Annotated in this window: 12 protein-coding genes; 9 read left to right on the forward strand and 3 right to left on the reverse strand. The window is 75.4% G+C overall.

Translation table 11 applies throughout. The annotated features are described in order from the left end of the window. Positions 1-33 precede the first annotated feature (33 nt). Positions 34-1326, reverse strand: a complete 1293-nt coding sequence (locus LG379_RS13385; RefSeq protein ID WP_225755092.1) for a homoserine O-acetyltransferase — start codon at positions 1324-1326, stop codon at positions 34-36. Further along, complete coding sequence (locus LG379_RS13390; protein ID WP_225755093.1) at positions 1326-2642, reverse strand: bifunctional o-acetylhomoserine/o-acetylserine sulfhydrylase; 1317 nt, start codon at positions 2640-2642, stop codon at positions 1326-1328. The genes LG379_RS13385 and LG379_RS13390 overlap by 1 nt, the downstream gene beginning before the upstream one ends. A 419-nt stretch (positions 2643-3061) precedes the next feature. Here LG379_RS13390 and LG379_RS13395 point away from each other — a divergent pair, with 419 nt between their 5' ends. Beyond that, the gene (locus tag LG379_RS13395) at positions 3062-4411 is read left to right on the forward strand and encodes a hypothetical protein (RefSeq protein ID WP_225755094.1); all 1350 of its coding nucleotides are present in this window, start codon (positions 3062-3064) and stop codon (positions 4409-4411) included. After that, positions 4330-4674: a C40 family peptidase gene (locus LG379_RS13400; RefSeq protein WP_225755095.1), complete on the forward strand. Its 345-nt coding sequence runs from the start codon at positions 4330-4332 to the stop codon at positions 4672-4674. Before LG379_RS13395 ends, LG379_RS13400 begins: the two co-directional genes overlap by 82 nt. A gap of 84 nt (positions 4675-4758) precedes the next feature. On the opposite strand, the gene LG379_RS13405 is transcribed toward LG379_RS13400, so the two are convergent. Next, positions 4759-5256 carry an inorganic diphosphatase gene (locus LG379_RS13405; protein WP_225755096.1) on the reverse strand — a complete coding sequence of 166 codons (498 nt, stop codon included), beginning with the start codon at positions 5254-5256 and terminating at the stop codon, positions 4759-4761. Between the two features lie 181 nt (positions 5257-5437). On the opposite strand from LG379_RS13405, the gene dacB reads away from it, so the two are divergent. From dacB to folP, 7 genes are all read left to right on the forward strand, one after another. Further along, the gene (gene dacB / locus LG379_RS13410) at positions 5438-6844 is read left to right on the forward strand and encodes a D-alanyl-D-alanine carboxypeptidase/D-alanyl-D-alanine-endopeptidase (RefSeq protein WP_225755097.1); all 1407 of its coding nucleotides are present in this window, start codon (positions 5438-5440) and stop codon (positions 6842-6844) included. Positions 6845-6848: 4 nt separating this feature from the next. Then, the gene (locus tag LG379_RS13415; protein WP_225755098.1) at positions 6849-7922 is read left to right on the forward strand and encodes a zinc-dependent metalloprotease; all 1074 of its coding nucleotides are present in this window, start codon (positions 6849-6851) and stop codon (positions 7920-7922) included. A 54-nt stretch (positions 7923-7976) separates the two neighbouring features. Then, positions 7977-9077: a tRNA lysidine(34) synthetase TilS gene (tilS, locus tag LG379_RS13420; protein WP_225755099.1), complete on the forward strand. Its 1101-nt coding sequence runs from the start codon at positions 7977-7979 to the stop codon at positions 9075-9077. Continuing rightward, positions 9064-9618 carry a hypoxanthine phosphoribosyltransferase gene (gene hpt / locus LG379_RS13425; protein ID WP_225755100.1) on the forward strand — a complete coding sequence of 185 codons (555 nt, stop codon included), beginning with the start codon at positions 9064-9066 and terminating at the stop codon, positions 9616-9618. The genes tilS and hpt overlap by 14 nt, the downstream gene beginning before the upstream one ends. 203 nt (positions 9619-9821) lie before the next feature. Next, on the forward strand, positions 9822-11849 hold the full coding sequence (gene ftsH / locus LG379_RS13430; protein WP_225755101.1) for an ATP-dependent zinc metalloprotease FtsH: 2028 nt from the start codon (positions 9822-9824) through the stop codon (positions 11847-11849). A gap of 61 nt (positions 11850-11910) precedes the next feature. Continuing rightward, the gene (folE, locus tag LG379_RS13435) at positions 11911-12489 is read left to right on the forward strand and encodes a GTP cyclohydrolase I FolE (protein WP_225755102.1); all 579 of its coding nucleotides are present in this window, start codon (positions 11911-11913) and stop codon (positions 12487-12489) included. A 20-nt stretch (positions 12490-12509) separates the two neighbouring features. Beyond that, a complete protein-coding gene (gene folP, locus LG379_RS13440; protein ID WP_370634524.1) occupies positions 12510-13427 on the forward strand; it encodes a dihydropteroate synthase in 918 nt (305 codons plus the stop codon). Positions 13428-13431 lie beyond the last annotated feature (4 nt).

The following is a 13431-nucleotide window of genomic DNA, read 5'->3' on the forward strand; positions in this document are numbered from 1 at the left end:
AGGGGCACGGGCGCGCGCAGGGCGCGCGGCCGCTCAGCCCAGGAACTCCCGGACGAGGTCGCCGAGCTGGTCGAACTCGATGAGGAAGCCGTCGTGGCCGTAGTCGGAGTGGATGACGTGGCTCCGGTCCGCCCCGGGCAGCGCGGCCGCGACCCGCTCGGACTGCTCGGGCAGGTAGAGGCGGTCGGAGTCGACGGCGACGACGAGCGCCCGCGCCGCCACGGTGGCCAGCGCCGCCTCGACCCCGCCGCGCCCGCGGCCGACGTCGTGGGACAGCATGGACTCGGTGAGGACGAGGTAGGAGTTGGCGTCGAACCGACGGGCGAGCTTGCCGGCGTGGTGGTCGAGGTAGGACTGCACCGCGTAGCGGCCACCGCCCCCGAGCGGCTCCTCGGTGCCCTGCGGTGCCCGGCCGAACCGCGCGTCGAGCTCGACGGCCGCGCGATAGGTGGTGTGGGCGATCTGGCGCGCGATCCCGAGCCCGACGTGCGGGCCCTGGCCCTCGGGCAGGTCGTAGTAGTCCCCGCCGTGCCAGCCCGGGTCGCTGCGGATCGCCTCGAGCTGCGGGTGCGCCCAGGCGATCTGGTCCGCCGTCGTCTGCGCGGTCGTGGCGATCGCACCCAGCGCCCGCACGCGCTCCGGGGCGGTGACCGCCCACTCCAGCACCCGCATGCCGCCCATCGACGCGCCGACGACGAACGCCCAGCTGCCGATGCCGAGCGCGTCGGCGAGCGCCAGCTCGGCGCGGACCTGGTCGCGGGTCGTGACGAACGGGAACCGCCCGCCCCACGGCCGACCGTCGGGGGCGGCCGTGGCCGGCCCCGTGGTGCCCTGGCACCCGCCCAGGACGTTGGGGGCGACGACGAACCAGCGGTCGGTGTCGATCGGGCAGCCCGGGCCCACCAGCGTGTCCCACCAGCCGGCCGTCGGGTGGCCCGGCCCCGCGGGGCCGAGGACGTGGGAGTCCCCCGTGAGCGCGTGCAGGACCAGCACGGCGTTGTCGCCGGTGGGGGAGAGGGTCCCCCACGTCTCGTAGGCGAGGGTCACGTCGGGCAGCGTCTCGCCGCCCTCGAGCGTCAGCGGACCGATCGGCTGCAGCCGCCGGTCCCCGAGCGGGTCCCCCTCCCGCCACGCGGCGCTGGCGCGCACGGGCGCACCGCCGGCCCACACGGGCTCGCGGCGGGCCGCCCCTGGGGGGGCGTCCGTCGTCGTCGGGGTCTGCACGACGCGCCAACCTACGTCGCTCGCGCGGCGCCGGCCGGGGGTGTCCACGTCGTGCGCCTCGTTCGCGGCCTGCGGCGCGACGCGGCGGGAGGGGGTGCTCATCAGGCGCCCTTGGCGGCCCGGAACCCGGCGTCGAGGTCCGCGAGGATGTCGTCGATGTGCTCGATCCCCACGGCGAGCCGGACGAGGCCGGGCGTGATGCCGGACTCGAGCTGCTGCTCCGGCGTCAGCTGGCTGTGGGTCGTGGAGGCCGGGTGGATGACGAGCGACCGCACGTCCCCGATGTTGGCGACGTTCGAGTGCAGCTCGAGCGCGTCGACGAACCGCTTGCCCGCCTCCGCGCCGCCCTCGAGCTCGAAGGCGACGACGGCGCCGGCACCGCGCGGGGCGTACTTCTGGGCGTTCGCGTGCCAGGGGCTGGACGGCAGCCCGGCGTAGTGCACGCTGCTCACGTCCTCGCGTGCCTCGAGCCACTCCGCGACCGCCTGGGCGTTCTGCACGTGCCGCTCGATGCGCAGCGACAGCGTCTCCAGGCCCTGGGCGATGAGGAACGCGTTGAAGGGCGAGATCGCCGAGCCGAGGTCGCGCAGCAGCTGGACGCGCGCCTTGAGGATGAAGGACAGGTTGACCCCGAAGGCGCCGCCGACGCCGAGGTCGCGGGCGTACACCAGGCCGTTGTAGCTGGGGTCCGGCTGGTTGTAGTTGGGGAAGCGGTCCGGGTGCTGGGCGAAGTCGAACGAGCCGCCGTCGACGATGACCCCGCCGATCGCCGTGCCGTGGCCGCCGAGGTACTTGGTCGCGGAGTGCGTGACGACGTCCGCACCGTGCTCGAGCGGGCGGATGAGGTACGGCGTGGCGACGGTGTTGTCGACGACGAGCGGGACGCCGACCTCGTGGGCGACCGCCGCGACGGCCTCGATGTCGAGGACGTCGGCCTTCGGGTTCGGGATCGTCTCGCCGAAGAAGAGCTTGGTCTCCGGGCGCACCGCGTCGCGCCACGCCTGCGGGTCGTGCGGGTCGGTCACGAAGGTGACCTGGACGCCGAGCTTGGGCAGCGTGTGGTGCAGCAGGTTGTACGTCCCGCCGTACAGGCTCGGGCTCGCCACGACGTGGTCGCCCGCCTCGGCGACGTTGAGGATCGCGTACGTCGTGGCCGCCTGCCCGGAGGCCAGCAGCAGCGCGCCGACACCACCCTCCAGCGATGCGATGCGGTCCTCCACGGCCTGCTGCGTGGGGTTGCCGATCCGGGTGTAGATGGGGCCGAGGTCCTGCAGCGCGAACCGGGCCGCGGCGGCGTCGGCGTCGGGGAAGACGAAGGACGTCGTCTGGTGGATCGGCAGCGCGCGGGCGCCGCTGGCGTCGACGGTCTGACCGGCGTGGATCTGGCGGGTCTCGAAGGACCAGCTGGGATTCGTCATGGTGGTCTCCTGGGGTCTCGGGGGGCGAGCCGCGGATGACCATCACCAGTGCGCCACTGATCCTGGCCAGCCGCGATCGGCTGGGCGGGGGAGGCACGTGGGGAGCGACGCCGCCGGGCCGCGTTCCGGACCGCTCGCTACCGGGTCGGCAGGGGGGTCAGGAGGCCTCGGGGCACACCACCGGACGTGCGCGGATCAGCGGCACATTCGGCGGGACATGACCCGGACGTTACGACCGCGGTCGCCCCGGCGGGAAGCCCGGCCCGGATGGTGAGACGTGACGGGGACGGGGCGCTGCTCCCTTCGGGTGACCGCGGGTGCCCTGTCGTGCCCGATGTGTCCGAAGTGACCGATGTGAATGCTGTGATCTGTGTGACTGGTGTTCTCTTCGGCGTGCTGCAGGGCTAGCGTCGGGGACCGTGAGCACCGGCCTGCACCCCCGCCCGGCGCGACGGCGTCGTCGCGCGCTCGGCGCGTCGGCCGCTGCGGTGCTCCTCGTCCTCGGTCTGGCCCCCACGGGAGCGGCCTCGCCGGCGCCCGGTGGCGCGCCGTCGTCGCGCACCGCACCCCTGGCGCCGTCGGACGACGACGTCGAGCGGGCCCGGGCCGCCGAGGCCTCGACCTCGCGCACCATCGCCGCGCTCGAGAGCGAGCTGTCCGCGGCGAGCGCGGTCGCCGACACCGCCTGGGAGACCGTCGCCACCGCGGCGGAGGACTACGCCGCAGCCACCGTCGCCCGCGACGAGGCGCGGGCGACCGCGCAGGACGCCGCGGACCGCGAGCTCGCCGCGCAGGCCGAGCTCGAGGCCGCCCGCGCCGAGCTGGGCGTCCTCGCGATGGAGGCGTACCGCTCCGGCGGTGCCATGGACACCCTCGGCGCGTTCCTCTCCGCCGACGGCTTCGAGGACCTCCTTGCCCGCACCGAGGCCGTCGAGCGCCTCGGCACGCGGGCCGACCGGGCCGTCCAGCGGTTCCGCGCCGCCGACCTCGTCTCCCGCACGCTCGCCGCGCGGACCCAGGAGGCGCTCACCCGGGCCGAGACGTCCGCCACCGCCGCGGACGACGCGCTCGCCGCCGCGCAGGCGGCCCAGGCCCACGCCGAGGAGCAGGTCGCCTCGGCGGCCGCCGAGCGCGAGCGGCTCATCGTGCTGCTCGCCGAGCAGCGCCGGACCACGGTCGACGTCGAGCGCGCCCGCCAGGACGCCGTGGACGCGGACCGCCGGGCCCGGGAGGAGGCCGTGGCTGCGGCGTCCCGCGGGGTGCCCGCTCCCGGACGGCCGGCGGACCCCGCCGCACCGGGCGGCGGAGCGGCCCCGGTCACCCCGAGCGGGCCGACGGCGCCGCCCGCCGCCCAGGCCGGGGGCGACGCGCCGCCGACCACGCCCGCCGCACCGAGCACGCCGGCCCCGAACCGTCCGCCGACGGCGCCTCCTGCACCGCCCGCCCCGCCGACGACACCGCCGCCGCCGGTCTCACCGCCGCCGGCCGACCCGCCGCCGGTCAGCCCGCCGCGCCGCCGGTCGTCGCCCCGCCGCCGGTCGTCGCGCCGCCGCCGCCGGTGGTCGCACCGCCGCCGGTGGTCGCGCCGCCGGTCGTCGCCCCGCCGCCGCCGGCCCCGCCCGCGAGCGACCCGTACGGCCTCGGCACCGGGTCGCAGCGCGGCTCGGCCGCCCAGGGGCAGGCCGCCGTGGACTGGGCCCTCACGCAGGTCGGCAAGCCGTACGTCTGGGGCGGCACCGGCCCCGACGGCTACGACTGCTCGGGCCTGACGTCGCAGGCGTGGCGCGCTGCCGGCCTGTCGATCACCCGGACGTCCCGCGACCAGTACAAGCAGGTCCGCAAGATCGAGCACTCGTCGCTGCGACCCGGGGACCTGATCTTCTACGGGCGTGCCAACGACCCCGACAGCATCTCCCACGTGGGGATGTACGCCGGGGGCGGCCAGATGGTCGAGGCGTCCCGCCCCGGCGTCCCCGTCCGGCTCACGCCCGTGCGGTGGTCGGGGACCATGCCGTTCGCCGGGCGTCCCTGACCTCGCTCCCCGCGCCACGACGACGGCGCCCGGTCACCTGCTCGAGGTGACCGGGCGCCGTCGTCGTGGGTGGGGCGGCGGACGTCAGATGCTGTGGTGGCCCGCCTCGCGGGCGCGCTCGAACGACCGCACGATCTCGGCCTCGGCCTCCGCCTTGCCGGTCCAGTGCGCACCCTCCACGGACTTGCCGGGCTCGAGGTCCTTGTAGACCTCGAAGAAGTGCTGGATCTCCAGGCGGTGGAACTCGCTGACGTCGTCGATGTCCTGCCGCCACGACGCACGGGTGTCGCCGGAGGGCACGCACAGCACCTTGTCGTCGCCGCCCGCCTCGTCGCGCATGCGGAACATGCCCAGGGCGCGGCAGCGGATGAGGCAGCCGGGGAAGGTCGGCTCCTCGAGGAGGACGAGTGCGTCGAGGGGGTCGCCGTCCTCGCCGAGGGTGCCGTCGATGAAACCGTAGTCGTCCGGGTAGCGCGTCGAGGTGAAGAGCATGCGGTCCAGGCGGATGCGGCCGGACTCGTGGTCGACCTCGTACTTGTTGCGCTGACCCTTCGGGATCTCGATCGTGACGTCGAACTCCACAGCGTTCCTCCTCGGCCCGGCGGGGCCTGCTCGTCGGCCACGCGCGCAGGGGTGCTGGGGGCGGGGTGACCGGTGATGTCAGACGGGGTCACTAGTGTGACGCACCGACAGTCCCACGGACCCGCCGGTCCGACCAGAGGGACGATCAACGTCGCAGGGCACGTCGACGGGGGGTGGGCTGATGGCACGAGGAGCACGCGTCGGTGCGGCGCTCGTCGCCGTGCTGCTCGTCGGAGCCGGTGGCTACGGGGCTGCGGACGCCTACGACCGCGTCCCCGGGCTCCTCACGCTGGCCCCTCCGCCACCCAGCCCGTCGCCCTTCCCCACGCCGCCCGCCGCGGTCCCGCCCCCCGCGATCCAGGTCGGTGCCGACGCCGCGACGGACGCACCCGTCCCGGACGCCGCGGTGGTCCAGGCCGCCGTCGACGCGGCCGTCGTGCACCCGTGGATGGGCTCGTCGGTCGGCGCGCTCGTGGTGGACCAGCTCACCGGCGACGTCCTGGCGGGGTCGAGCGCGGAGGTGCCGCGCGAGCCCGCCTCGACCGCCAAGATCCTGACCGCCGTGGCGGCGCTGCGGGCCCTCGGTCCCGAGCGCACCGTCGAGACGGTGGTCGTGCAGGAGGGCCCCGGCCGCATCGTGCTCGTCGGGGGCGGGGACGTCATGCTGGCCGCCGGCGCGGGCGACCCCACCGCCACGAACGGGCGCGCCGGTCTCGCGGACCTCGCGGACCAGACGGCTCGCGCCCTCGGGCTGGCCGGGGTCGCCGAGGTGTCCCTGGGGGTCGACGAGAGCCTCTTCAGCGGCCCCGCGGTCTCCCCGGGGTGGGACCCCGCGGACCTGTCCCAGGGGTTCGTGGCGCCCGTGACGCCGCTGCAGGTGAACATCGCCAAGACGCGCGAGGAGCCGTACCCGCCGCGGCACGCCGACCCCTCCCTGCACGCGGCCGGCGTCTTCGCCGGTCTGCTGGCCGAGCGCGGGATCGCCGTGACCGCCACCGAGCGGCGCACCGCTCCCGACGGCGCCACGCGCATCGCCGTGGTCGAGTCGGCGCCCGTCCGGGACGTCGCCGACTACCTCCTGCGGACGTCGGACAACACGGTGAGCGAGGCCCTGGGCCGGCTCGTGGCCGTCGAGCAGGGCCTGCCCGGCAGCTTCGAGGGGGCGACCCGCGCGATCCTGGTGGAGATCGGACGGCTCGGCGTCGACCCGGCCGGGGCGGTGCTCGTCGACGCGAGCGGCCTCGCGGAGGGCTCCATGCTGTCGGCGCGCCAGCTCGTCGAGGTGCTGCGCGTCGCGGCGCTGGACCCTGCCCTGCGCTCGGCCGTGGTGGACCTGCCGATCGGCGGGTGGGAGGGCACGCTGGAGGACCGCTTCACCGAGGCGCCCGCGCTCGGGCTCGTCCGCGCCAAGACGGGGAGCCTGACGGGGACGACCTCGCTCGCGGGGACCGTCGTCACGGACCAGGGCCGCCAGCTCGTGTTCGCGGTGCTCGCCGACGCGACACCGCCCGGAGGCCAGCTCGGCCCCCGCCGGGTCATCGACGCCCTCGTGCAGCAGGTGGCCGGCTGCGAGTGCCCGCTACCGTGACGCGATGAGCGAGCCCACCCAGCGCCGGCACGTGCCCGGCCTCGACGTCGACTGGGACGCGGCCGGTCGGCTGGCCGGCCGGCTCGTCGCGCCGGGGCCGACGGGCAGCCGCGGGGCCCTGGTCCACGCCGTCGAGGAGCTGCGCGACGCGGCGGAGCGCGCACGCCCGCTGGCGATGCGGGCTTCCCGGCTGGGCCCGAGCATCGAGGCGGCCGGGACCGGGGACGTCGCGGCCCGGGTGCTCGTCGTGGACCGGCCGGGGTGGGCCCGGGCGGCCGCGCAGTCCTTCTCCGGCCTCCTCGGCGACGTCGGGACCCAGCCGGCAGGGCGGCGGGTGCCCACGGGGGCCACCGCCCAGACCGCGTCCCTCATCGGGCTGCTGGCGGGCCGGGTGCTCGGCCAGTTCGACCCCTTCGGCGCGAGCGATCCCGGCGGCAGGCTCCTCCTCGTCGCCCCGAACGTCCTGCACGTCGAGAGGGCCCTGTCCGCGGACCCCGTGGACTTCCGGCTCTGGGTCTGCGTCCACGAGCAGACGCACGCGCTGCAGTTCGCCGCCGCTCCGTGGCTCGCGGACCACCTGCGCGGTGAGGTGGCCGCCCTGGCGCAGGACCTCGCGGGCACGGAGACCCTCGGCGACGTCCTGGCGGCGGCGAACCGCGGGGTGCGGGCCTGGCGCGAGGGACGCCTGGGCGAGGACTGGTCCGTGCTCGACCTGGCCCTCGACGCGGAGCACCGCGACCGCGTGGAACGGATCACCGCCGTCATGGCGCTCCTCGAGGGGCACGCCGACGTCACGATGGACGCCGTCGGGCGCCGCGCGATCCCGAGCCTCAAGCGGTTGCGCGCCAGGATGACCGCCCGGCGCGGCCGGGCGCGCGGCGTCGAACGCCTGGTCCGGCGGCTCGTCGGGATGGACGCCAAGCTCGCGCAGTACGCGAACGGCGCACGGTTCGTCCGCGGGGTCCGCCGCAGCGGCGGCCGCTTCGCCCTCGACCCCGCCTGGCAGGACCCGGCGGCCCTGCCCACGCCGCGGGAGCTCGCCGACCCGAGCGCCTGGGTCCGGCGCGTGCACGGCTGAGGTCGGGTCGGTGACCTCGCCGAGGCGCGGGCCGGCGCGGCGGCGGCCGGAGCCGTGACCGGGCCCGACCCCGCGGTGGCGCGGCAGCGGGTCCTGGTGCGTCGCGCCCTCGCCGGCCTGCCGCTGGACGCACTGGTCCTCGTGGCCTGCTCCGGCGGGGCGGACTCCCTCGCACTCGCCGCGGCCACCGCCTTCGTGGCGCCGCGTGCCGGCCTGCGGGCGGGCGCCGTCGTCGTCGACCACGGGCTGCAGCAGGGCAGCGACGCCGTCGCCCGGGCTGCGGCGCAGCAGTGCGCGGGTCTGGGCCTCGCCCCGGTCCTGGCACGGCGCGTCGTCGTGGGCCCGTCCGGCGTGCACGGCGGGCCGGAGGCCGCGGCCCGGGCGGCGCGCTACGCCGCGCTGGAGGAGGTGGCGCGGTCGGTCGGCGCCGCCACGGTGCTGCTCGGCCACACGCTCGACGACCAGGCGGAGACGGTCCTGCTCGGCCTGGCGAGGGGCTCGGGCGCCCGCGCGCTCGCCGGCATGCCCCCCCGCCGCGGCCTGGTCCGGCGGCCGTTCCTCGGGGTGCGCCGCAGCGAGACCGAGCAGGCGTGCCGGGCGCTCGGCCTCGAGCCGTGGCATGACCCGACGAACGGGCCGGGCGCGGCACCGCTGCGCAGCCGGGTGCGGCACGAGGTGATGCCGGTGCTGGAGGGGTTGCTCGGACCGGGGGTCGCGGAAGCGCTGGCCCGCACCGCGGACCAGCTCGCCGGCGACGACGCCGCCCTGACCCACCTCGCCGAGGGCGTCCTCGCCCGGGCGCTGGTGCCCCCGACGACGGCGGGTGCCACGGCACCGGGCCTCGACCTGGACGTCACGGTCCTCGCCGGTGCGCCGGACGCCGTGCGCCGCCGGGCGCTGCGGGCGGCGCTCGTGCGCGCGGGGGTGCCGGACGGCGCCCTGCACCGGGTGCACGTGCTGGCCGTGGACGCGCTGGTCACCGACTGGCACGGGCAGGGCGCCGTGGCGCTCCCCGGCGGACGCGCCGCGCGCCGCCGATGTGGCAGGCTGACGGTCTGCCCAGCCGGAGCCCAGGACGAGCGCGGGCAGGAAGCGCAGGACGGGCACGACGAGCACGACGAGCAAGGACGGGGAGCCACCGGTGGACGCGGCTGACATGGGGCAGGACCTCGAGCGGGTGCTCCTGTCCGAGGAGGAGATCGGCTCGCGCCTGGACGCGCTGGCCGCCGACATCGACGCCGACTACGCCGGGCGCGACCTCCTCCTGGTGGGTGTCCTCAAGGGTGCCGTCATGGTCATGGCCGACCTGGCGCGGCGCCTGCACTGCCCGGTGGAGATGGACTGGATGGCCGTGTCGTCCTACGGCGCCGGCACCACGTCGTCCGGTGTCGTCCGCATCCTCAAGGACCTCGACACCGACCTGACCGGCCGCCACGTCCTCATCGTCGAGGACATCATCGACTCGGGGCTGACGCTGTCCTGGCTCCTGTCGAACCTCCGGACGCGCGGCGCGGCCTCCGTCGAGATCGCGACGCTGCTGCGCAAGCCCGAGGCCGCCAAGGTGGACGTCGAGGTGCGCTACGTGGGCTTCGACATCCCCACGGAGTTCGTCGTCGGCTACGGGCTGGACTACGCGGAGAAGTACCGCAACCTGCCGTTCGTGGGCACGCTGGCGCCCCACGTCTACAGCGACTGACCTGACGCCGGGGTCCGCCCCTCGGTCGACGCGGGCCGGACTCGGGTGAGGCGGTCGACGGCCACCCCACTACGGCCGGCCGGGCGCCGCCGGATGCGCGTCGCGCCCTGGGCGAACAGCCGGGGGTTTCCCAGGGTGCAGCGGGTAGCGTGCGCTGCAGATCATCCTGCGACCTGGAGGGACGAGGGCCCCGCCCGCTGCCCATGAACCTGAAGAAGCTCACCCGCGGACCGGCCCTGTGGATCCTCGTGGCGGTGGTCATCCTGTGGATCGGGGCGACGTCGTTCATGGCCCCGGGCGTGCAGCGCGTCGACACCTCCCAGGGTCTGGAGCTCCTGGCCGGCGACACCGTCGAGCAGGTCCGGATCGTCGACGGCCAGCAGCGCGTGGACCTCACCCTGTCCGAGGAGTTCGAGGACAAGGGCACGAGCGTGCAGTTCTACTACGTCACCCCGCAGGGGGAGGACGTGGTCGACGCGATCGTCGACGCGGAGCTCGAGGGCGGGTACGACTCCGAGGTGCCGCGCACGTCCTGGTGGCAGAGCCTCCTGGGCCTCCTCCTCCCGTTCGTCATCATCATCGCCCTGTTCTGGTTCTTCCTGTCGCGGATGCAGGGCGGCGGGTCGCGCGTCATGCAGTTCGGCAAGTCCCGCGCCAAGCTCGTCTCCAAGGAGAACCCGCAGGTCACGTTCGCCGACGTGGCCGGGGTCGACGAGGCCGTCGAGGAGCTGCAGGAGATCAAGGAGTTCCTCGCCGACCCCGCCAAGTTCCAGGCGGTCGGCGCGAAGATCCCCAAGGGCGTCCTCCTCTACGGCCAGCCGGGCACCGGCAAGACCCTCCTCGCGCGTGCCGTCGCGGGCGAGGCGGGCGTGCCGTTCTACTCGATCTCCGGCTCGGACTTCGTCGAGATGTTCGTCGGCGTCGGTGCGTCCCGCGTCCGCGACCTCTTCGAGCAGGCCAAGCAGAACGCCCCGGCGATCGTCTTCATCGACGAGATCGACGCCGTGGGCCGGCACCGTGGCGCCGGCATGGGCGGCGGGCACGACGAGCGCGAGCAGACGCTCAACCAGATGCTCGTCGAGATGGACGGCTTCGACGTCAACGCGAACGTCATCCTCATCGCCGCGACCAACCGTCCCGACATCCTCGACCCGGCCCTGCTGCGCCCCGGCCGGTTCGACCGGCAGATCTCCGTCGACGCACCGGACCTCAACGGGCGCGAGCGCATCCTGCGCGTCCACGCGCAGGGCAAGCCGATGGCGCCCGACGTCGACCTGCGCGCCGTCGCCAAGCGGACGCCCGGCTTCACCGGTGCCGACCTCGCGAACGTCCTCAACGAGGCCGCGCTGCTCACCGCCCGCACGGCCGGGACGCTCGTGGGCAACCACGAGCTGGACGAGGCGATCGACCGCGTCATCGCCGGCCCGCAGAAGCGGACAAGGCTGATGAACGACAAGGAGAAGAAGATCACCGCGTACCACGAGGGTGGGCACGCCCTCGTGGCGGCCGCGCTGCGGTACACGGACCCCGTGACGAAGGTGACGATCCTCCCGCGCGGCCGCGCCCTCGGCTACACGATGGTCATGCCGTCGGAGGACAAGTACTCCACGACCCGCAACGAGCTGCTGGACCAGCTCGCCTACGCGATGGGTGGGCGCGTGGCGGAGGAGATCGTCTTCCACGACCCGACCACCGGCGCGTCCAACGACATCGAGAAGGCGACCGCGATCGCCCGCAAGATGGTCACCCAGTACGGCATGAGCGAGAGGGTCGGTGCGGTCAAGCTCGGCCAGGCCGACGCCGAGCCGTTCATGGGGATGGACCGCGGGCACGGCCGCGAGTACTCCGAGCAGGTCGCCTTCATCGTCGACGCCGAGGTCCGGCGGCTCATGGACTTCGCGCACGACGAGGCCTACGAGGTCCTGCAGCAGTACCGCGAGGTCCTCGACTCCCTCGTCGTGGAGCTGCTCGAGCGGGAGACGCTCAACCAGGCGGAGCTCGCCGAGGTCTTCGCGCGCGTGACGAAGCGCGACCCGCGCGACGTGTGGCTGTCGAGCGACGCGCGCCCGGTGTCCGACGTGCCGCCCGTCCGGACGGCCGCCGAGAAGGCGGCCGGCAACGGTCACGTCGTCCCGCAGGACGAGGCGGCGGCGGCGAAGGACGAGCACCCGGCGAACCCCATCGGCGAGGTCCCGCCGGGGGGGACCGTCGACCCGGGCCGGACCACCTGAGATGTCGCACACGGCCGACGACCTACCACTCCCGGGGGGGACGACCGACGAGGAGCTCTCGATGACCCCCCTGCCGTACGACGCGGAGCGAGCGGAGCGCGCGGTGCGCGAGCTGCTGCTGGCCGTCGGCGAGGACCCGGACCGCGACGGCCTCCGGGAGACGCCGGCCCGCGTGGCCCGCGCCTACGCCGAGCTCTTCGCCGGGCTGTACCAGGACCCGTCGGACGTCCTCAAGGTCACCTTCGACATCGGTGGCCACGACGAGATGGTGCTCGTCAAGGACATCGAGGTGTACTCGACGTGCGAGCACCACCTGGTGCCGTTCCACGGGGTCGCGCACGTGGGCTACATCCCGGGCGACGACGGCCGGGTGACCGGGCTGTCGAAGCTGGCACGACTGGTCGACGTCTTCGCGCGCCGGCCGCAGGTCCAGGAGCGGCTGACGACGCAGATCGCCGACACGCTGGTGGAGGTGCTGCGGCCCAAGGGTGTCATCGTCGTCATGCAGTGCGAGCACCTGTGCATGTCGATGCGGGGCGTCCGCAAGCCCGGGTCCAACACGCTCACCTCCGCCGTCCGTGGCCAGATGCGGGACGCCGCGACGCGCGCCGAGGCCATGAGCCTCATCCTCAGCAGCTGACGCGCCCCTAGGCTGGTCCGGTGCCCTCGACGCCCTCGTCCCCCGCGACCGGGGCCCGGTCGACGGGTCCGGAACCGCTGCCGGCGCACCTGCGGGCGGCGGCAGCCGAGCGCGCGCTGGTCATGGGCGTCGTCAACGTCACCCCCGACTCCTTCAGCGACGGCGGGCGGTGGTTCGAGCCGGGAGCCGCCGTGGCGCACGGCCTGCGGCTCCTCGAGGAGGGCGCGGACCTCCTCGACGTCGGAGGGGAGTCGACGCGTCCGGGGGCGGACCGCGTCCCCGTCGAGGAGGAGCGCCGCCGGGTCCTCCCGGTCGTCACGGAGCTGGTCCGCGCTGGCGCCGTGGTCAGCGTCGACACCACGCGCAGCGCCGTGGCCGCCGACGCCGTCGAGGCCGGCGCCGTGCTCGTCAACGACGTGTCCGGCGGCCTCGCGGACCCGAGGATGGCCGACGTCGTGGCGGCTGCGGGCGTCGCCTACGTGGCCATGCACTGGCGCGGGCACGCCGACGTCATGGACGCCCTGGCGACGTACGACGACGTCGTGACGGAGGTCCGCGACGAGCTCGCCCGGCGCCTGGACGACCTGGTCGCCGCGGGGGTCCGTCCGGAGCAGGTGGTGCTCGACCCCGGCCTGGGCTTCGCCAAGCGCGGCAGCGACAACTGGCCGCTCCTGGCGCACCTCGACGTGCTGCGCGGGCTGGGTCGCCCGGTCCTCGTCGGCGCGTCCCGCAAGCGCTTCCTCGGCCACCTGCTGGCCGGGCCGGACGGCGTGCCGGCGCCCCCCGAGCGACGCGACGCCGCCACGGCGGCGATCAGCGCGCTGGCCGCGGCGGCGGGAGCCTGGTGCGTGCGGGTGCACGACGTGGCGCCGACGGCGGACGCCGTCCGGGTCGCCGCGGCATGGACGGCCGGCGCCCACGTGCGGGCCGGCCGGTGAGGGA

This window comes from Actinotalea sp. Marseille-Q4924, from assembly GCF_916618755.1.
GTDB lineage: Bacteria > Actinomycetota > Actinomycetes > Actinomycetales > Cellulomonadaceae > Actinotalea.